At 74.2% G+C, this 17,740-nt stretch carries 21 protein-coding genes, 1 pseudogene and 1 riboswitch; of the genes and pseudogenes, 14 read left to right on the plus strand and 8 right to left on the minus strand.

What is annotated here, in order from left to right:
- Positions 1-183 (plus strand): annotated as a pseudogene (locus NCC78_RS13735) (hypothetical protein); the annotation flags it as partial.
- Positions 184-253: 70 nt separating this feature from the next.
- Here NCC78_RS13735 and mycP read toward each other — a convergent pair.
- Together mycP and NCC78_RS13745 are read right to left on the minus strand one after the other, a co-directional pair.
- Positions 254-1,504 carry a type VII secretion-associated serine protease mycosin gene (gene mycP, locus NCC78_RS13740; RefSeq protein WP_250794904.1) on the minus strand — a complete coding sequence of 417 codons (1,251 nt, stop codon included), beginning with the start codon at positions 1,502-1,504 and terminating at the stop codon, positions 254-256.
- Between the two features lie 167 nt (positions 1,505-1,671).
- Positions 1,672-2,007: a helix-turn-helix transcriptional regulator gene (locus NCC78_RS13745; protein WP_250794905.1), complete on the minus strand. Its 336-nt coding sequence runs from the start codon at positions 2,005-2,007 to the stop codon at positions 1,672-1,674.
- 210 nt (positions 2,008-2,217) lie between these two features.
- Between NCC78_RS13745 and NCC78_RS13750 the strand changes: the two genes are divergently transcribed.
- Positions 2,218-3,039 (plus strand): carbonic anhydrase, encoded by an 822-nt coding sequence (locus NCC78_RS13750; RefSeq protein ID WP_250794906.1) that lies wholly within the window; start codon positions 2,218-2,220, stop codon positions 3,037-3,039.
- A gap of 174 nt (positions 3,040-3,213) precedes the next feature.
- Here the strand turns inward: NCC78_RS13750 and NCC78_RS13755 are convergent, their stop codons facing one another.
- Together NCC78_RS13755 and NCC78_RS13760 are read right to left on the minus strand one after the other, a co-directional pair.
- On the minus strand, positions 3,214-4,230 hold the full coding sequence (locus tag NCC78_RS13755) for a coiled-coil domain-containing protein (RefSeq protein ID WP_250794907.1): 1,017 nt from the start codon (positions 4,228-4,230) through the stop codon (positions 3,214-3,216).
- 4 nt (positions 4,231-4,234) lie between these two features.
- Positions 4,235-4,365: riboswitch (cyclic di-AMP (ydaO/yuaA leader) on the minus strand.
- A gap of 166 nt (positions 4,366-4,531) precedes the next feature.
- The gene (locus NCC78_RS13760) at positions 4,532-5,869 is read right to left on the minus strand and encodes a YibE/F family protein (protein WP_250794908.1); all 1,338 of its coding nucleotides are present in this window, start codon (positions 5,867-5,869) and stop codon (positions 4,532-4,534) included.
- A 379-nt stretch (positions 5,870-6,248) separates the two neighbouring features.
- On the opposite strand from NCC78_RS13760, the gene NCC78_RS13765 reads away from it, so the two are divergent.
- Positions 6,249-6,791 (plus strand): hypothetical protein, encoded by a 543-nt coding sequence (locus tag NCC78_RS13765; protein WP_250794909.1) that lies wholly within the window; start codon positions 6,249-6,251, stop codon positions 6,789-6,791.
- A gap of 75 nt (positions 6,792-6,866) precedes the next feature.
- Positions 6,867-7,499 (plus strand): DUF305 domain-containing protein, encoded by a 633-nt coding sequence (locus NCC78_RS13770; protein ID WP_250794910.1) that lies wholly within the window; start codon positions 6,867-6,869, stop codon positions 7,497-7,499.
- A gap of 60 nt (positions 7,500-7,559) precedes the next feature.
- Here NCC78_RS13770 and NCC78_RS13775 read toward each other — a convergent pair whose 3' ends face one another.
- Positions 7,560-7,862 (minus strand): metal-sensitive transcriptional regulator, encoded by a 303-nt coding sequence (locus NCC78_RS13775; RefSeq protein WP_250794911.1) that lies wholly within the window; start codon positions 7,860-7,862, stop codon positions 7,560-7,562.
- A gap of 149 nt (positions 7,863-8,011) precedes the next feature.
- Between NCC78_RS13775 and NCC78_RS13780 the strand changes: the two genes are divergently transcribed.
- The 10 genes from NCC78_RS13780 (at position 8,012) to NCC78_RS13825 (ending at position 15,017) form a co-directional block, all read left to right on the plus strand.
- On the plus strand, positions 8,012-8,221 hold the full coding sequence (locus NCC78_RS13780) for a heavy-metal-associated domain-containing protein (RefSeq protein ID WP_250794912.1): 210 nt from the start codon (positions 8,012-8,014) through the stop codon (positions 8,219-8,221).
- Positions 8,222-8,250: 29 nt separating this feature from the next.
- Positions 8,251-9,264 (plus strand): DUF8832 domain-containing protein, encoded by a 1,014-nt coding sequence (locus NCC78_RS13785; protein ID WP_250794913.1) that lies wholly within the window; start codon positions 8,251-8,253, stop codon positions 9,262-9,264.
- Between the two features lie 11 nt (positions 9,265-9,275).
- Positions 9,276-11,531 carry a heavy metal translocating P-type ATPase gene (locus tag NCC78_RS13790; protein WP_250794914.1) on the plus strand — a complete coding sequence of 752 codons (2,256 nt, stop codon included), beginning with the start codon at positions 9,276-9,278 and terminating at the stop codon, positions 11,529-11,531.
- A gap of 288 nt (positions 11,532-11,819) precedes the next feature.
- Positions 11,820-11,993 (plus strand): CsbD family protein, encoded by a 174-nt coding sequence (locus NCC78_RS13795; protein WP_250794915.1) that lies wholly within the window; start codon positions 11,820-11,822, stop codon positions 11,991-11,993.
- Between the two features lie 182 nt (positions 11,994-12,175).
- Positions 12,176-12,676, plus strand: a complete 501-nt coding sequence (locus NCC78_RS13800) for a hypothetical protein (RefSeq protein WP_250794916.1) — start codon at positions 12,176-12,178, stop codon at positions 12,674-12,676.
- Positions 12,677-12,796: 120 nt separating this feature from the next.
- Positions 12,797-13,213: a YbaB/EbfC family nucleoid-associated protein gene (locus tag NCC78_RS13805; protein WP_250794917.1), complete on the plus strand. Its 417-nt coding sequence runs from the start codon at positions 12,797-12,799 to the stop codon at positions 13,211-13,213.
- The gene (locus NCC78_RS13810; protein WP_250794918.1) at positions 13,213-13,539 is read left to right on the plus strand and encodes a hypothetical protein; all 327 of its coding nucleotides are present in this window, start codon (positions 13,213-13,215) and stop codon (positions 13,537-13,539) included. Before NCC78_RS13805 ends, NCC78_RS13810 begins: the two co-directional genes overlap by 1 nt.
- Positions 13,540-13,541: 2 nt before the next feature.
- Positions 13,542-14,036: a WXG100-like domain-containing protein gene (locus tag NCC78_RS13815; RefSeq protein ID WP_250794919.1), complete on the plus strand. Its 495-nt coding sequence runs from the start codon at positions 13,542-13,544 to the stop codon at positions 14,034-14,036.
- Positions 14,037-14,079: 43 nt separating this feature from the next.
- Entirely contained in the window at positions 14,080-14,577 is a 498-nt protein-coding gene (locus NCC78_RS13820) for an EndoU domain-containing protein (protein ID WP_250794920.1), read from the plus strand.
- Positions 14,574-15,017 (plus strand): hypothetical protein, encoded by a 444-nt coding sequence (locus NCC78_RS13825; protein ID WP_250794921.1) that lies wholly within the window; start codon positions 14,574-14,576, stop codon positions 15,015-15,017. The genes NCC78_RS13820 and NCC78_RS13825 overlap by 4 nt, the downstream gene beginning before the upstream one ends.
- On the opposite strand, the gene NCC78_RS13830 is transcribed toward NCC78_RS13825, so the two are convergent.
- The 3 genes from NCC78_RS13830 to NCC78_RS13840 form a co-directional block, all read right to left on the minus strand.
- Positions 14,986-16,263 carry an RNA polymerase sigma factor gene (locus NCC78_RS13830; RefSeq protein ID WP_250794922.1) on the minus strand — a complete coding sequence of 426 codons (1,278 nt, stop codon included), beginning with the start codon at positions 16,261-16,263 and terminating at the stop codon, positions 14,986-14,988. The two genes, NCC78_RS13825 and NCC78_RS13830, sit on opposite strands and share 32 nt — an antisense overlap.
- Entirely contained in the window at positions 16,260-16,628 is a 369-nt protein-coding gene (locus NCC78_RS13835; RefSeq protein WP_250794923.1) for a YciI family protein, read from the minus strand. The genes NCC78_RS13830 and NCC78_RS13835 overlap by 4 nt, the downstream gene beginning before the upstream one ends.
- A gap of 96 nt (positions 16,629-16,724) precedes the next feature.
- Positions 16,725-17,740, minus strand: a 1,016-nt coding sequence (locus NCC78_RS13840; protein ID WP_250794924.1) for a DUF2786 domain-containing protein, incomplete at its 5' end; no start/stop codon positions are given.

Here is a 17,740-nt window from a genome sequence, read left to right on the forward strand (position 1 = left end):
CGGGGTGCCGGTGGCGCGGGCGTACGGGGTGCCGGTGCCCGGGGTGCCGGCGGCATCGCCGGGATGGGCCCGGCCGGCGGGGCCGGCTACGGCGAGGAGGAGGCTCCCCGCAACACCTGGCTGGAGGAGGACGAGGACGTCTGGGGCGCGGACGACGGCGGCGCACCCGGCATCCTGCGCTGACATCGCACCCCGAGCGCCGTCCACCCGGGTGGACGGCGCTCGTTGCGGTCCTGCCCGGTGCGGGCGGTGGTCAGCCGGTCGCGGCGGTGTCGGGCCCGGCCGGGCGGCGGCCCGGGCGCCAGCCCCGGCGTCGACCTCGCAGCAGGATCGGCTTGACGGAGAGCAGCACCGCGGCGACGAGCGCACCGACCGCGGCGACCCAGACCGCCACGGTGCGCTGCCAGGCCAGCGGGTCCTCGGCCGTCGGTGGCGCCGCCAGCGCGCCCACCGGCGGGTCGGTGCGGGTGCCGAGCAGGGTCGCCACCGCCCGGTACGGGTTCACCACCCCGTACCCCACCTCGGGGTTCCGACCCTCGGGCGGGCTGTCCGCGGTGCGGATCAGCCGCTCGGTCACCTGCTCCGGGGTGAGGTCCGGGTGGGCGGCCCGGACCAGCGCGACCACCCCCGAGACGTACGCGGCGGCGAAGCTGGTGCCGCCCTGCGGCTCGGCGAGGTAACCCTCCCCACCCGGGGCAGGGCCGACGATGTTCAGCCCGGGAGCCGCGACGTCCACGTAGTCCCCGGTCACCGAGCTGCCCACGTGCCCGCCCTGCTCGTCCACCCCGGCGACCGCGATGACCCCCGGGTACGCGGCCGGGTACGCCGGCCGGTCCTGCTGGTTCTCCTGCCGGTTGCCGGCGGCGGCCACCACGACCACCCCCTCGGCCTGGGCGTAGCGGACGGCCTCGGCGAGTTCCGGCCGGTCCAGGGTCACCAGCGACAGGTTGATGACGTCGGCGTCGTTGCGCACCGACCATCGGATCGCCTCGGCGATCTGCCCCGGCAGGCCCGCGTCGGCGGTGGTCCGGGTGTCCGGCAGCACCCGTACCGGAAGGATCCGGGCCTGCGGCGCGATGCCGCTGAACGGCGCCCCGGTGCCCTCCCGGCCGGCGATGATGCCGGCCACGATCGTGCCGTGCCCGGCCTCGTCGCAGCGGCCCTGCCGCGCCGCCAGGCCGTTGAAGTCCCGACCCTCGCGGACCTGGCCCTTGAGCGTCGGGTGGCTGGCCGAGACGCCCGAGTCGATCACCGCCACGGTCACGCCGGCGCCGCGGGAGAGCCGCCAGGCCGACGCCGGTTCGAGCCGGCGCAGCGGCCACGGCGTCTCGGCGGGAGCGGACGTGCCGGCGGGACCGCACCGGGGCACCTCAGCCGAGGCGGGCGACGGAGGTACGACGGCGGTCCCGAGCAGGAGCGCGAACGCTCCACACAGGACAGCCCGGACGCCACTGCCCGGGTGGCGGACCGGCTCGGCGCCACGTGGTCGGAAACTCTCGCGCACGCGGTGAGATTACCGTCGTACGTCGACGGCGCGGGGTGCCGCCTCCGCCGCGTCCCACGTGGACGGCCCGGGGGCACCCCGGGATGCGGGATTCCGGCCCCCGTTGCGCGGCTGCCGGCTCACCGGTCGCCGGTGGGTCGTGCGGCGGCGAGTCGCCGGCCGGGCGGTCAGGAGCGGCCGGTGCTCTCGGCCCGCTCCTCGGCGAAGAGAGCGAGCAGGTCACCGACCTGCCGGTCCGCCTCGGCGGGGTGCCGGAACCGGCCGGCCGGGTTGAGCGTGTACTCGTTGCGCCGGCCCACCCGCGTGCGGTGCAGGTAGCCACCCGCCTCTAGGTCGGCGACGATCGCCTGGGCGGCCCGCTCCGTGACCCCCACCTCGTCGGCGACGTCACGCAGCCGGGCGGTGGGGTTGCGGGCGATGGCGAGCAGCACGTGCGCGTGGTTGGTGAGGAAGGTCCAGTTGCGGGTGCTCCCGTTCTCCCCTGTCGTCGCCATGCCCGTCATCGTATGACCATCCTTTCGGGTTTTCCGCCGCACCCTCGCGGAGGCCGCTCTGCACCCTGCCCGCGCGGGTGGCAAGTACCCGGGGATACATGAAATCCATATCACGCATATCTTGACGTACCTTGCACTGCGTGTGACCGTGGTTGCAGCCCGCGTCCAGCGTCGGCCGGGGTTGACCAGGTCGTTCACGTCGAGGGACGAGGTGTGGGGATGAGTCGTGTCGGATCGCCCGGCGCTCAGCCGGGCCCGGAGCGGGAATCCACCGGGCCGTCCGGTGCCGGTCGGGCAACCGCCGAGCGCGGTGCCGCCGACGGAGACCGTGCGACCGACGGAGACCGCGCCACCGGGGCGGGCGCTCCGGTCGACCCGCCGGCCACCCCGGAGCAGGCGCTCGCCGAGCTGCGCGCCGGCAACCGGCGGTTCGTGACCGGCGCCCCGCGCCACCCCAACCAGGATGCCGGGCACCGTGCCGCGGTCGCCGACGGGCAGCACCCCTTCGCGGTGATCGTCGGCTGTTCCGACTCCCGGCTCGCGGCCGAGATCATCTTCGACCGCGGCCTCGGTGACCTCTTCGTGGTGCGCACCGCCGGGCACACCGTCGGCCCCGAGGTGCTCGGCAGCGTCGAGTACGCGCTGACCGTCCTGCGTACGCCGCTGGTGGTGGTGCTCGGTCACGACTCCTGCGGCGCCGTCCAGGCGGCCCGGACGGCGGCCGCCACCGGCACGCCGCCGGTCGGGCACCTGCGTGCCGTGGTGGACGCCGTGGTGCCCAGCCTGCGTCGGGCCGCCGCCGAGGGCGTCGAGGACATCGACCGGATCGTCGACATCCACATCGCACAGACCGTCGAGGCGATGCTGGGCAGCTCCGCCGTGCTCGCCGCCGAGGTGGCCGCCGGGCACTGCGCGGTGGTCGGCATGTCGTACCGGCTGGCCGCCGGCGAGGTGCGGACGGTGGCCGAGGTGCCGGCCGGTGCGAGCGTGGTCGCCGGGGCCGACGGACTGCCCCCGGCGGTCACCGTCGCCCTCGCCTGACTGCTCCTCCGGCCGCGGTCCGGACCGGCGACCGAGGCTCCGGCGACCGAGGACCCGGGGACCGAGGGCCCGTGGTTGGCGGGTGGGCCGGACGTCCGCACCAACGGTCCGCAGGGAAAGCGACAGGGCCGCCCCCATTCCGTGGGGCGGCCCTGTCGCGCTGTCCTGGTGGCGTCAGAGCAGGGACACGTGGACGTGGTCGGTGTGGTTGGACGGGCCGCTGTAGGACTTCCACCCGGTCGCCGGGAACCAGATCTGCCGGTTCCAGATGATGTAGTAGATCCCGAGCCGGTCGGCGTTGCGCAGCAGGAAGGCCGCCAGGTTGTTGCCGTACATCCGGGTGTCCCGGTTGTGCCAGGATGCGAAGCCGCTGTTCTGCAACGACCAGTCGCAGGCCCGGCCCTTGGGGTGCTCCCAGGGCCCGCCCGATCGGTAGCAGCCGACGAACCGGTTGAAGCCGGCCCGCTTGACCTCCTTGTACATGTGCAGCGTGCGCGGCGTGATGCAGCCGGAGGTGGTGGGGTCGTTCTGGGTGCACCCCTCGGGCTTCCAGTCACCGTCGGAGCCGCGACCGGGGGCGATCCTGGCGACCGCCGACTCGGCGTCGACCAGGCCGCCGGTGAGCTCGATGCCACCGACGAGGTCGAGTGCCTTCTCCGCCGCCTTCTTCTCCTTGGCCATGTCGTTGGCGAGCTTCTGCTGCTGCCGGATTTCGGCGTCGAGCGCCAGCTTCGCCTGGGTGGCGCGGTCCTTGACCGCGTTGACCTCGGCGAGCTTCTTGGCGTTGACCATGTTCAGCTCGTCGAGCGCGGCGGCACGGCGGACGAAGGAGTCGGGGGTGTTGGTGTCCAGCAGCATCGACACCGCGCCGATCCGTCCCGTCCGGTACGACTGGGCGGCGATCCGGCTCACCTGGGGCGCCAGCGCGTCGAGTTCGGCCTGCGCCTGACTCATCTCCAAGGCCAGTTGAAGCTGGCGCTTCTTGGACTTCTCCAGTTGCGCCTTGGCCCGGACGAAATCGCGGTTCTTGGCCTCGATCACATCGGTGATCAGCTTGTTGTCGCCGTCCTCGTGCCCCGAGGGCTTCGGAGGAGTGGGTGCGGCCGTCGCCGGGAGGGGCCCGGCGAAGACGGCCAGCGCGGCGAACACGGCCACCACGGGCGTCAGCCAGCGGCGTAGGGGTGCCGTCACAGTCTTCCCTTCCGTCGACCGCCGACCGGGTTAGCTGACGGGTTCGGGGCGGAAGTGGCCCCTACCGCTGTCGCGGATTCACCCCATGTACCTGGGTCCCCGGTTCGCCTCGCGGCAATTGGGCGGCGGCACCGCAGGCGCCGCTGCGCGCCTTCGGCGGTGACCGGCAGCGAGGTTACCCGACAGTCGTCCTGCGGATCTACGTCCCGAAGCCGACTAAATGCGTTATTTCGTAATGGCGGACGGTGACCAGTGACGCGTTTATCAGGCGGGACGTCCTGATCGGTCACGCTGAGGAGTGTCACCATGCGGTGTCTGTGCTCCTGTCTCGGTCGGGCCACCCGGTCGGGGTGGCGGGGGGTGGACTCCCCGCGCGGGGCGCGCTCAGCGCCTCCAACGCCTCGGCGCGGTCCGTCGCGGGCCGGGGGGTCGGCGGGGTCGAGGGGTCGTCGGTCGAGCCGTCGCCGCGCCGGCCGGCCGTGGTCACCACGGCCGCCAGCGCGGTGGTCAGCGGCACGGCGGCGATCAGGCCCAGGGTGGCGACCGCGCTGCGCACGATCTCCTGGGCGAGGAACTCGCTGGTCAGGATCTGGGTCACCGCCCGGGAGTCGGCGGTGAGCAGGAGCAGCACCGGCAACGACGCGCCGGCGTACGCCAGCACGATCGTGTTCACCGTCGAGGCGATGTGCGCCCGGCCGACCCGGGTCGCCGCCCGGTAGAGCTGCATCCGGGACAGTCCCGGGTTGGCGTGCGCCAGCTCGGTGACCGTGGCCGCCTGGGTCACCGTGACGTCGTCGAGCACGCCGAGCGAACCGATGATGATCCCGGCCAGCAGCAGGCCGTGCAGGTCGACGTCGGCCTGGAACATCGACAGCGTGGTGGCGTCCTCGCTGCCGTACCCGGTGAGGTGGGTGGCCGCGGTGGCGACGGTGCCGAGGACACCGGTCAGCACCAGGCTGCCCAGCGTGCCGAGCACGGCCACCGAGGTTTGTGCGGTCACCCCGTGCGTCAGGTAGAGCACCACGAACATGATCAGCGCGGCGCCGACGACCGCGACCAGCAGCGGCGGCCGGCCGGAGCTGATGCCGGGCAGGACGAAGGTCAGCAGGATGGCGAAGCTCGCCGCCAGGCCGGCCAGCGCGGCCAGCCCGCGCCACCGCCCGAACGCGACGATGGCCGCCGCGAAGAGCACCACCAGCCAGACCAGCGGCTGGCCGCGCTGGTGCTCGGCGATGTTGTACGTGCTGGCCGACGGGTCGGCCGGGTCGGTCAGCTGGACCAGGATGATGTCGTCACCGACCGCGATCCTCGGGGCGCCGGGCCCGGCCGGCACCGGCGTCTCCACCTGCTCGCCGGCGTCCGGTCCGTCGTCGACCCGGACGGTGACGGTGCCGCAGGGACCTGCCCCGGAGGTGGGCGTCCCCTCCGGCACGGGCGGGCACGGCTCGGTCACCACCTTCGTCACGGTGCCGTGGTGGCGGGGCGGGTCGGCGCCCGGGTCGGTCTCCGGGGCGTCGCGGGGCCAGAGCACCAGGGCCGCGACCAGGGTGGCGAGGAAGAGGGGGACCACCGTCGCGACGAGGACCCGTCGCACCCGGGGCGGGGCGGACGGAGCAGGACGGGTGTGGTCGGCGCCCATCAAGTGTCTCCCAACGGTTCCAGCTCGGAGTACGGGTCGGCGGGCCGGTCGGTTCAGCGTTTCCGCCGGGTCGCCGCGCCGGGGGTGGGGGATCGCCCGAGGGTGGCGGGGTGACCACGTACCGCGATCGGTGGGTTCGGCCGGTCCCCGCCGCGCGCGGTCGGCGGCGACGCCGGCACCCGACGGCGGACGCGGACGCGAAGGTGCGGGATCCGGAGGGCCACCGGGCGAATGGTAGCCACCCCGGCATCCGGACGCAGGTCGCGAGGGGTGGTGTCGGGACGCGGGGCGACGCCGAGAGGCGGTCGGCGCGACCCGAGGGCGGCCCGGACCGCCGGTCGGCCCGGGCCACGGGGCCCGGCGGGTTAGCGTGGTCGGTGTGCGGACGGCGGCCATGGTGACGGCGGGGCGGTGGGCCCGGCTGCTGCTGCTCGTCGGCACCCTGCTCGGCCTGGCCGCGATGCACACCATCGGCCACGACGCCCATCCCGCCGGCCACGGCGCCGGCGCGTCCACGCACGCCGCCGCGTCCGTCGCGCAGGTGGGCGCGGAGGCCGGCCAGCATCCGGGCGCGGGCGGCGGGCACGACCCGGTGGCGCTGCGGCACGACGTTGCCGGCCTCGTCGCGTACGCCGCCGCGACGCTTCTTCCCGCTGTCGCGGGCTGCCCGGGTGACTGCCCGCACGACCGGCTGATCCCGGCCGGTGGCGGTGGCGGTGGCGGCCTGCCGGGGTGGGGCGTCTGCCTGGCGGTGCTCGGCGCCTTCGCGGCCTCGCTGCTGCTGACCCTGCTGCTGCTGGCCGGCGTGCGGGTCCTCGACCTGACGGGCCGGAGGTCGGGCGGGGCGTCGCGGTCGTCCCGGGCCCCACCGCCCCGACCGCTCGGTCTGCGGCTCGCCACGGTCGCGGTGCTGCGCAGATAGGGCGCCCCGGCGTGGATCGTGCGCCGGTCCGCGTCGCCGTCCTGCTGCGTACGTCCGAGATCGAAAGGCTGAACCGTGACCACTCGTACCATCGCGCGCCGCGCCGCCCTGGCCGGCGCGACCTTCACCGCTGCCCTCGCCCTGTCCGCCTGCGGCGGCGACCACCCGGGGATGGGGCACGGCACGCCCGGCACGACCGGGTCCGCCGTCACCGCGTCCGGCGGGGCCAGCGCGGCTCCCGTCGACGACGCCGACGTGATGTTCGCCCAGATGATGATTCCGCACCACCGGCAGGCGGTGGAGATGGCGGACCTGGCCGCGACCCGGGCCGTGGACCCCGAGGTCAAGCGGCTCGCCGGGGAGATCAAGGCCGCCCAGGCGCCGGAGATCGCCACCATGAGCGGCTGGCTGGCCGCGTGGGGTCGGCCGGTGCAGTCACCGGGTGCGGAGATGCCGCACATGGACCACGGCGGAATGCCGGGCATGATGTCCGAGGCCGACATGGCCGAGCTGGCGGCGGCCACCGGTCGGGAGTTCGACCGGCGGTTCCTGACCATGATGATCGCCCACCACGAGGGCGCCGTCACGATGGCGCAGACCGAGATCGCCGAGGGCGCCAACGCGGAGGCCAAGAGCCTGGCCCAGCAGATCGTCACCACCCAGCGGGCGGAGATCGACACGATGAAGAAGATTCTCGGTCGGCTCTGATCGCGCCGTCCCGGCCGCCCTCGACCACTGCGGGGGCGGCCCGGGCCGGGCGGGTCGGGGTCAGCCGCGCTTCATGAGGCGGCCGACGGCGGCCATCATCTCGGTGGCCATCTCGTCGGCCCGGCCCTCCGCCGCACCCTCGTGCATGCAGTGCCGGGCGTGCCCGTCGAGCAGTCCGAGGGCGACCTTGTCCAGGGCGGCCTGGATGGCGGAGATCTGGGTGAGCACGTCGATGCAGTAGCGGTCCTCGTCGACCATCTTCTCGATGCCACGGACCTGCCCCTCGACGCGGCGCAGCCGGGCGAGCAGCTGGTCCTTGGTGGCGGTGTAGCCCCGGGTCGGGGTGGGCGTCGGTGTGGTCATGACACCGAGGATAGCGTACCCCTCGGGGGTATGGTACGGTCGTGTCCGGCGAGGATACCCCCTCCCGGTATCAGTCGCCGACAATGCGGACGTGCGCCTCCTCCTTACCCCCTGGGGGTATAGGATGGAAGCCTCGAGAGGAGAGTTCGATGGTCACCACCACGTACCAGGTGCAGGGCATGACCTGCGGGCACTGCGTCAACTCGGTCAGCACCGAGGTCGCCGCCATCCCGGGCGTCAGCGACGTCCAGGTCGACCTCGCCGCCGGCCGGGTCACCGTCACCAGCGAGAGCCCGTTGGACATCGACACCGTGCGCGCCGCCGTCGACGAGGCCGGCTACGACCTCGTCGGCGCGTGACGGCGGTCACGGGGAAACCGAGGTACACCATGAACACGGCGACGAAGCTGAGCGGTTTCGCCCTCGGCCTCACGGCGGTGTTCGGCGCGGCGTACGGGGTCGGCCAGGTGGCCGGCCCCGTGGCCCCGGCCGCCGAGGCCCGTCACGACGCCACCGGCGGCGGCCACGCGGCCACCGGCGAGGCCGGGCACGGCAGCCAGCCGGACGGCGCGGCCCAGCTCCCCGGCGGACTGCTCGTCTCCGACCGCGGCTACACCCTCCGACCGGTCGCCGCGCCGGCCGGGCAGTTCGCCTTCCAGGTCACCGGCCCGGACGGCGACCCGGTCACCGCGTACGACGTGGCGCACGACAAGCGCATGCACCTGATCGTCGCCCGCCGCGACCTCTCCGGCTTCCGCCACGTGCACCCCGAGATGGCGCCGGACGGCACCTGGCGGGTCGACTCGCCGCTGGGCGGGCCCGGCGTGTGGCGGGCGTTCGCCGACTTCACCCCCACCGGGGGCGAGGCGCTGACCCTCGGCGTCGACGTGACCGTCCCCGGCGCGCTGATCGAGCGGCCGCTGCCCGCGCCGGCGACCAGCACCACGGTCGACGGCTACACGGTCACCCTCGCCGGCGCCCCGCAGCCCGGCCGGACGGCCGAGCTGACCCTGACGGTGAGCCGCGACGGCGTGCCGGTCACCGACCTGGAGCCCTACCTCGGCGCGTACGGCCACCTGGTGGCCCTGCGCCAGGGCGACCTGGCGTACCTGCACGTGCACCCGGACGGCGAGCCCGGTGACGGGCGCACCCGGCCCGGCCCCGACGTGCGCTTCCTCGCCGAGGTGCCGTCGGCCGGCAGCTACCGGCTCTACCTGGACTTCAAGCACGGCGGCACGGTGCGCACGGCCGAGTTCACCGTCGTCGCCGGCAACCCGGCCGCGGCGGGCGCCCCGACCGCGACCACCACCCCGAGCGCCCCGGCGGCGACCAGCGCGCCGGCCGCCACCAGCTCCCCGACCGCCGACGCCGGTCACGGCGCCCCCGGTCACGGGCACAGTTGACGGGACCTGTGATGACCACCACCAGTAAGCCGCTACCCATGGCACCGAACCAGATCGAGCTGGCGATCGGCGGCATGACCTGCGCCTCCTGCGCCGCCCGGATCGAAAAGAAGCTGAACCGGATGGACGGGGTGACCGCCACGGTCAACTACGCCACCGAGAAGGCCACCGTCCGGTACGCCGACGAGGTCACCCCGGGCGACCTGATCGCCACCGTGGAGAAGACCGGCTACACCGCCGTGCTGCCGCCCCCGCCGACGCCGGCCGGTACGGAGCCGGCCGGCGAGCCGGTGGACGAGCTGCGCGGCCTGCGTACCCGGCTGTGGGTGTCGGTCGCGCTGACCGTGCCGGTGATCCTGCTGGCCATGGTCCCCGCGTGGCAGTTCACCTACTGGCAGTGGCTGTCGCTGACCCTGGCCGCCCCGGTGGTGGTCTACGGCGGCCTGCCGTTCCACCGCGCCGCCTGGATCAACCTGCGACACGGCGCGGCGACCATGGACACCCTGGTCTCGCTCGGCACCCTCGCGGCGTTCGGCTGGTCGCTCTGGGCGCTCTTTTTCGGCACCGCCGGCACACCGGGGATGACGCATCCGTTCAGCTTCGACATCGGCCGCACCGACGGCGCCGGCAACATCTACCTGGAGGCGGCGGCCGGGGTGACGGTGTTCATCCTCGCCGGCCGCTACTTCGAGGCCCGCTCGAAGCGCACCGCCGGGGCGGCCCTGCGCGCCCTGCTGGAACTCGGCGCCAAGGACGTGGCGGTGCTGCGGGGCGACGCCGAGACCCGGATCCCGGTCGACCAGCTCGCGGTGGGGGACCGGTTCGTGGTCCGCCCCGGCGAGAAGATCGCCACCGACGGGGTGGTCGACGAGGGCACCTCCGCCGTCGACGCCAGCATGCTGACCGGTGAGTCGGTGCCGGTCGAGGTGGGCCCCGGTGACACCGTGGTCGGCGCGACCGTCAACGCGGGCGGCCGGCTGGTGGTCACCGCCACCCGGATCGGCGGCGACACCCAGCTGGCCCAGATGGCCCGGCTGGTGGAACAGGCGCAGACCGGCAAGGCGGCGGTGCAGCGGCTCGCCGACCGGATCTCCGGGGTGTTCGTGCCGATCGTGATCGCCCTCGCCGCGGGCACCCTCGGCTGGTGGCTCGGCACCGGGGCGGGCGCGACGGCCGCGTTCACCGCCGCGGTGGCGGTGCTGATCATCGCCTGCCCGTGCGCCCTCGGCCTGGCCACCCCGACCGCGCTGCTGGTCGGCACCGGTCGCGGCGCCCAGCTCGGCATCCTGATCAAGGGCCCGGAGATGCTGGAGTCCACGAAGAAGGTGGACACCGTGGTGCTGGACAAGACCGGCACCGTCACCACCGGCCGGATGACGCTGGTGGACGTGCTCCCGGCGGCGGGCGAGGACCGCGCCGAACTGCTCCGGCTCGCCGGGGCGTTGGAGTCCGCGTCCGAGCACCCGATCGCGCAGGCCGTCGCCACCGGTGCCGCCGAGGCGGGGGCGCTGCCCCCGGTGACCGGCTTCGCCAACGTCGAGGGGCTCGGCGTGACCGGGTCGGTCGAGGGCCGCGAGGTGCTCGTCGGCCGGCTCCGGCTGCTGCGCGAGCGCGGTCTCGACGTACCGGAGGAGGTCGCGCGGGCGGTGAGCGCCGCGGAGGGCGGGGGACGGACGGCGGTGCTGGCCGGCTGGGACGGTCGGGCCCGCGGGGTCCTCGCGGTGGCCGACGCGGTCAAGCCGACCAGCCGGGCGGCGGTCGCCCGGCTGCGCGCGCTCGGCCTGACGCCGGTGCTGCTGACCGGCGACAACACCACCGTCGCCCGGGCGGTGGCCGCCGAGGTGGGCATCGACGAGGTGATCGCCGAGGTGCTGCCGGCCGACAAGGTCGACGTGGTCAAGCGGCTCCAGGGCGAGGGGAAGACCGTGGCGATGGTCGGCGACGGGATCAACGACGCCGCCGCGCTGGCCCAGGCCGACCTGGGGCTGGCCATGGGCACCGGCACCGACGTGGCGATCGAGGCGTCGGACCTGACCCTGGTCCGGGGCGACCTGATGGCCGCCGTGGACGCGATCCGGCTCTCCCGCCGCACCCTCGGCATCATCAAGGGCAACCTGTTCTGGGCCTTCGCCTACAACGTGGCCGCCCTGCCGCTGGCCGCCGCCGGCCTGCTCAACCCCATGATCGCCGGGGCCGCGATGGCCTTCTCCTCGGTCTTCGTGGTCGCCAACAGCCTCCGGCTGCGCGGCTTCCGCCCGGTCGCCTGACCCCCGCCGCGCCGGCCCCGCGCCGCCGGCACCCCGCAACGGGTGCCGGCGGCGCCGTACGTGCCGCGCTTCCGCGACGGGTGCCGCCGGCGCGCTGTTCGTCCGGGCGGGAAGCTCGGCGGCGAGCGCTTCGACGTCGGTGGCGGGAGGGCGGGCGACGGCCCCGTGGCGCCCGCCCGCTCCCCCTCGACCCGGGGCGTCGGTGACCGGCAGTGCGCGGTAAACGGTTGGACTGCGCCGACCGGGGTACATCAAGGACGTACCGGCACTGCAATCCGGGAGGTTGACATGGGTTTCGACGACAAGATCAACAACACGACCGAGGACGCGGCCGGCAAGCTGAAGGAAGGCGCCGGTCGGGCCACCGACAACGAGCGGCTCGAGGCCGAGGGGCGCAACGACCAGACCAGCGCCAAGCTGAAGCAGGCCGGCGAGAAGATCAAGGACGCCTTCAAGAGCTGACCCGCGTACGCGTCACCGCCGGACCGGCCCACGCCGGTCCGGCGGACCGCGTACCGACGCTGCCCACGCCGGTACGCGTCCCGCCGCTCGGTCCACTCGTTGGCAGGACGACGCCCACCACGCGGAGTCGGTCGTACCCGGGCCGTCAGGTCAGACAGTCGAGAGCCCGCACGGGAGGTCCCATGTCCCGATCCGTCATCTTCGCCCGGCGTGCCGCCGCAACGGTGGCGCTGGCGGTGCTGGCCATGGGGTGCCAGGACGCCGGGCAGGACGAGGCTGCCGCCCCGGCCGCGGCGCCCTCCCCGAGCCCGACGGCCCCGGCGAGCCCCACGCCCAGCCCGACCCCGCTCGCCACGACGGCCGCCAACACCGCCGACGTCTGCCGCCAGGTCGACCAGGCCATCCTCGCCGGCAGCCGGAAGATCACCACCGACTCGGCCGCCTCGGTCACCCGGGACCTCACCGGTGAGCAGGTCGCCGACCAGCTCCGGCGGAACCTGGCCGACCTGGCCGACGACGTACGGGCGCAGGCCCGTCGGGCCGAGGACCCGCAGATCCGCGCCCTGATCCAACAGACCGCCGACCGGATCGACGCCGGCTCCCGGGCCTCCCGCCCGGCGGCCTGGATGAGCTCCACCTTCACCGGCATTCCGGCGCAGCTGGCCCGCGACTGCCGCGCCTGAGACGGAACAGGCGTCGGCCCCCCTGTGTCGGATGGGCGACGCCGGACGCGGCCGGATCGATCAACTTTCACCTCCTGTGTCTAGGATGCGAGGCGACCCCGACCCCAGGGAGCCACGCCCATGGCCGAGCCGATCGACCCCTCCGGTCTCAGCCGGATGCTGTCCGAGACGATGTCCGCGCTCGGGCAGGTCACCGGTGCGCAGCCTGCCCCGGAGCCGCCCGAGGGCCTGGGCAGCGCGGCGGACGGGCTGGTCGCCGCGACCGTCGCCGCGCCCGGCCGGCTCACCGCGCTGACCTTCGACCCCCGGGTGATGCGGATGGCGAGCGACACCCTGGCCGACGAGGTCATGGCGGCAGTCAACGAGGCGCTCGCCGACCTGCGGGAAAAGGCCTCCGCAGTCCCGGGACAGGTCGATCTCGGCGCGCTCGGTGACAAGCTCCGCCAGATCCAGCAGGACACCGGCCGCCAGCTCACCGCCTTCACGGATTCACTGGTCGAGGCGCAGGAGCGGCTGGCCCGTCAGGGCGGGAAGTGATGACCGGTCTCCGGGTCGATCCGGACGGGCTGGGCGGCTCCGGACGGGCGTTGGAAGACGTGGCCTCGCGGCTCGGCGAGGCGTTGACGGCGTTCCGGGCCGAGTTGGCGGGCTTCGGCCGGCCGTGGGGCTCCGACGACGTCGGCTCGTTGATCGGCGCGGCCCACGACGAGGTGTCCGCGTTCGCCTTCGAGTGCTTCGACACCGCGTTGGCGGAGATCGCCGCCGCCGGCACCGACCTCACCGGCATGGGCGAGCGGTACGCCGCCGTCGAGACCACCATCCGGCAGGGCTTCGACGGGCTCCGGCAGGGCCTGGGAGGCTGACTTTGGGGCTGGAACTCCCGGACGAACTCCGCTCGCTGCTGAACGTCCTCGGCTACACCTGGCCGGAGGCCGACGAGACGAAGCTCTTCGAGATGGGCAACGCCTGGATCGGCTTCTCCGGCACCCTGTCCGGCGTCGTCGCCGAGGCGAACACGAACGCCGGCGCGGTGTGGTCGGCCAACAGCGGAACGGACATCGCCGCCTTCCGATCCTGGTGGTCCGCGGAGGACAGCCCCGCGGCCAGCCTCTCCGACGGAGTGACCGCCGCCGTCCTCACCGGCACCGGCCTGATCATCTGCGGTGCCATCGTGCTCGCCCTGAAGATCGCGGTCATCGTGCAACTGGTGATCCTGGCGATCCAGATCGCCCAGGCGGTCGCCACGGCGGCGGTGACCTTCGGCGCGTCGCTGCTGGAGATCCCGGTCTTCCACGCGCTCGCCCGCACCGTCGTCGGGAACCTCATCCAGGAGGTTCTCTGGAAGCTGGCTGACGGGTAGGCGTGTGATGGCCAGGGGCTCCGGCAGGGCCGGCGGACGGTTGATGCGGGCGGCGCTGCGCTTCCTGCGGAAGACGAAGGGGCGCAACCGGCCCGGCCGGATGAACCCGCACTTCGTGGACCACGTTTTCGGCGGTCACGTCAAGCCGGGGCAGGCCAAGGGTTCCGGCTACCACTACCGGCCGGGCGGCCAGGACTTTCCAGGCCGCAGGATCAGGCCGGGCACGGTGGAACGGGATGCCACGACCGGGGCCTACACCGCGGAGCCCGAATTCTTCGACCCGACGCTCGACCCACCGAACGGCGCCTGGAAGCCCAAGGCCGGTAACCAGGGGATGAGCACGTTCTTCCCGGATGACTGGACCCCGGCGCAGGTGGACAACGCCATCCCCGGCGCGTTCGAGAACGCGGTGCGGGTGCCCGGCACGAACAAGTGGCGCGGCACGTATCGCGGCGTGACGATCGAGGGCTTCTACAATTCCTCCGGCGGGTTCACGCACGGATGGCCTGTCGTCTCTCACTCGGGAGGTGGGCCGTCTTGAGCCTGTTCCGGTTCTCCAGCGACCAGTTCCGGCTACCGCTGTTCCACGTGGAGGACAAGAAGTACGAGCCGCTCGGGGCCTGGCTGATCACCGACATCTCCACGTACATGCTGGTCTGTCTGGATGCGCTGGCGATGATCGACGACGTGGCACACGGGCGTGCTCCCTTCGAGGAGTGGAGCAGCGAGAACTACGACGTCGCCTTCACGCCGGAGGGCGTCTCGGTCCGCAACCAGTGGGTGGAGACCGAGCAGGGGACCTACTCGGTCGACGAGGTCCGTGAGGCGCTGGAGGAGTACTGGTCCTTCCTGCGTGGCAGCCCGGAGAACCCCGATCTCGTCCGGGAGTTCCGCCCTGACCTCCCACAGTGGCAGGCCGCGCTGCTGCGGTGGGAGGAGAAGTGGGGCCTCAGCCACCCGTACCGGGGGCGTCTCTTCTGACCGGGGCGTGCCCGGCCAGCCGGGCGGCCCGCAACTCCAGGTACCGCTGCTCCGGGAGACTGGTCGTCCCCCGGGCCGCCGCCAGGTACGCCGCCCGCGCCGCCCCCGGCTCGCCGGCCAGTTCCAGCAGGTGGGCGCGGACGGCGGCGAGCCGGTGGTGCCGGGCGGTCCGCTCGTCGTCGTCGAGCGGGGCGAGCAGGGCCAGGCCGGCGCGGGGGCCGTCGACCATGGCCACCGCGACGGCCTGGTTGAGGGTGATCATCGGGTTCGGTGCGATCCGGGCGAGCAGCCGGTAGAGCGCGACGATCTGCCGCCAGTCGGTCAGCTCCGCCGACGGCGCCTCGGCGTGCACCGCGGCGATCGCCGCCTGGAGCAGGTACGGGCCCGGCGGCGACCAGGTCAGTGCCGTGGTCACCAGGTCGATCCCCGTCGAGATGGCCGTGGCGTCCCAGCGGCCGCGGTCCTGCTCGGCCAGCGGCACCAGCTCCCCGCCCGGCCCGGTGCGCGCCGCCCGGTGCGCGTCGGTGAGCAGCATCAACGCCAGCAGCCCGGTCACCTCGCCGTCGTCGGGGAGCAGCCCGTGCAGGGTGCGGGTCAACCGGATCGCCTCGGCGGTCAGCTCCGCCCGGTGCAGGTCGGGGCCGACGGAGGCGGTGTGGCCCTCGCTGAAGATCAGGTAGAGCACCTGGAGCACGGCCGGCAGGCGCTCGTGCCGATCCTGCGGCGAGGGCGGGGCGAACCGGGCCCCGGCGGCCTCGATCCGCTGCTTGGCCCGGCGGATGCGCTGGCTCATGGTCGCCTCGGGCACCAGGTGGGCCCGGGCGATCTGCGCGGTGGTGAGGCCGCCGACCGCGCGCAGCGTCAACGCCACCCGCGCGGAGCGGCCCAGCGCCGGATGGCAGCAGAGGAAGAGCAGGGCCAGCGTGTCGTCCCCGGCCGGCGGCTCCTCGTCGGCGGCGGGGGCGACCAGGGCGTACGCCGGCTCGCGAACGGCCACCGCGACCTCGCGGTCACGACGGGCCCGCTCGCTGCGCCACTCGTCGGTCAGCCGCCGGGTGGCGACGGTCAACAGCCAGGCGCGGGGGTGGTCCGGCACCCCCTGTTCCGGCCACTGCACCGCGGCGGCGAGCAGCGCCTCCTGCACGGCGTCCTCGGCGGCGTCGAACTGGCCGTGCCGGCGGACGAGCAGGCCGAGGACCTGCGGCGCCAGGGCGCGCAGCAGGTCCTCGATCTCCCGGCTCGTCACATCTCGGTCCCGGCATCGTCCATGAGCTGGCGCACCTCCAGGGCGCCGAAGCCCCGCCGCACGTCCGGCCAGCGGGCGGCGATCTCGGCGGCCCGCTGCGGGCTGTCGCAGTCGACCGTCAGGTAGCCGGCGAACTGCTCCTTGCTCTCCAGGAACGGCCCGTCGGTCACCTCCGGCCGGTCACCGGAGAGTCGGACCGTGCGGGCCTGCGACGGGTCGGCCAGCGCCGCGCCGCCGACCAGCTCGCCCGATTCGGTCAGCTCCTTCATGATCTCGTCGACCTCGCCGAAGAGCGCGGCGCGTTCCTGCTCCGACAGCTCCTCGACGAACCCGGGACGGTTCCAGATCAGCAGCATGTACTTCATGAGGTGCTCCTCGTCTCGCCGGCCGCGCCCATGGTGACGCGTCTCGGCGAGGGGTCGGAGCCGACACCCCGTTCCCGACAACCCGGTGGAGAAATTTCAGTCCCGGCCGCGTACCTGGCGCCGGGGCGCGGCGCCGGAGTGGAGCGAGGCGCGGTCGGCGGCGGAGGTGCCCGACGACCATCCCTCGGAGTCCCGGACGGTGAGCCGGGCCCGGGTGACGCCGGGGAAGAACGTGTCGAGCCGTTCCCGCACCGCCTCGGCGCGGGAGGCGAGCACCGGCAGCAGCCGCTCCGGCCCGGCCGCCTCGGCCGCCTCCCGGTCCGTCGCCTCGGTGGCCGCCCGCAGCCGCTCGCCGATGCGCAGGGCGAAGGCGTTGAGGAAGGACTCGTCGTAGTCGCGGGTCTTGCGGCCGGCGCGTGCCGTGCGCCGCTCGCCCCGGCCGCGCAGCATCGCGCCGGTGGCCTGCACCAGCAGCGAGGTGTAAAGCAGCTCGACCGCCTCCAGGTCGGCCGGCCAGCCCAGCACGGTGGTGAAGCCCAGGTCGTCGGACCAGACCGCCTCGCACCGGTTGGCCGCGGACACCTCCTGCACGAGCAGCGCCTTCGCCCCCGCGTACGGGGGGTCGGTGCCGAGGCGCACCCCGCCGGGGAGGTCGGCGCGTTCGGCGCCGGTGGCCAGCAGCGCCTGGTCGACGCTGTGCCGGGCGATCAGTTCCTGGGCCTTGCCGGTCAGCGCCTCCGCCTCGGCCGGGAAGGTGGTCGACTCCGCCTTGGCCAGCAGCGCCCGCACCCGGTCGAGCATCCGGGACCCGCTCCCCGCGGCGGTGCGGGTGGTGCTCGCCCCTGTCGCGCCCGGCGGCGGGCGCAGCACCGCGATCGGCGGGAGCCCCTCGACCAGGGCGAGCGCGTCGACCGCCGCCCGCAGGGCGGTGAACCGGTCCAACCCCGCCCGAACGGACCACCCGGCGAGGTGGCGTTCGTCGCCGTCCCACCAGATCCGCGCGTCGAGGTCGCGCAGCTGGTCGTCCCACCACGGCGGCTCCGGGCCGGTCTGGTCGCGGCGGTGCGCGGCGAGCGCGTCCACCACCGGCTCCGCCGGCCGCGGCCCCAGCC

It is taken from the genome of Micromonospora phytophila (genome assembly GCF_023656545.1).
GTDB lineage: Bacteria > Actinomycetota > Actinomycetes > Mycobacteriales > Micromonosporaceae > Micromonospora > Micromonospora phytophila.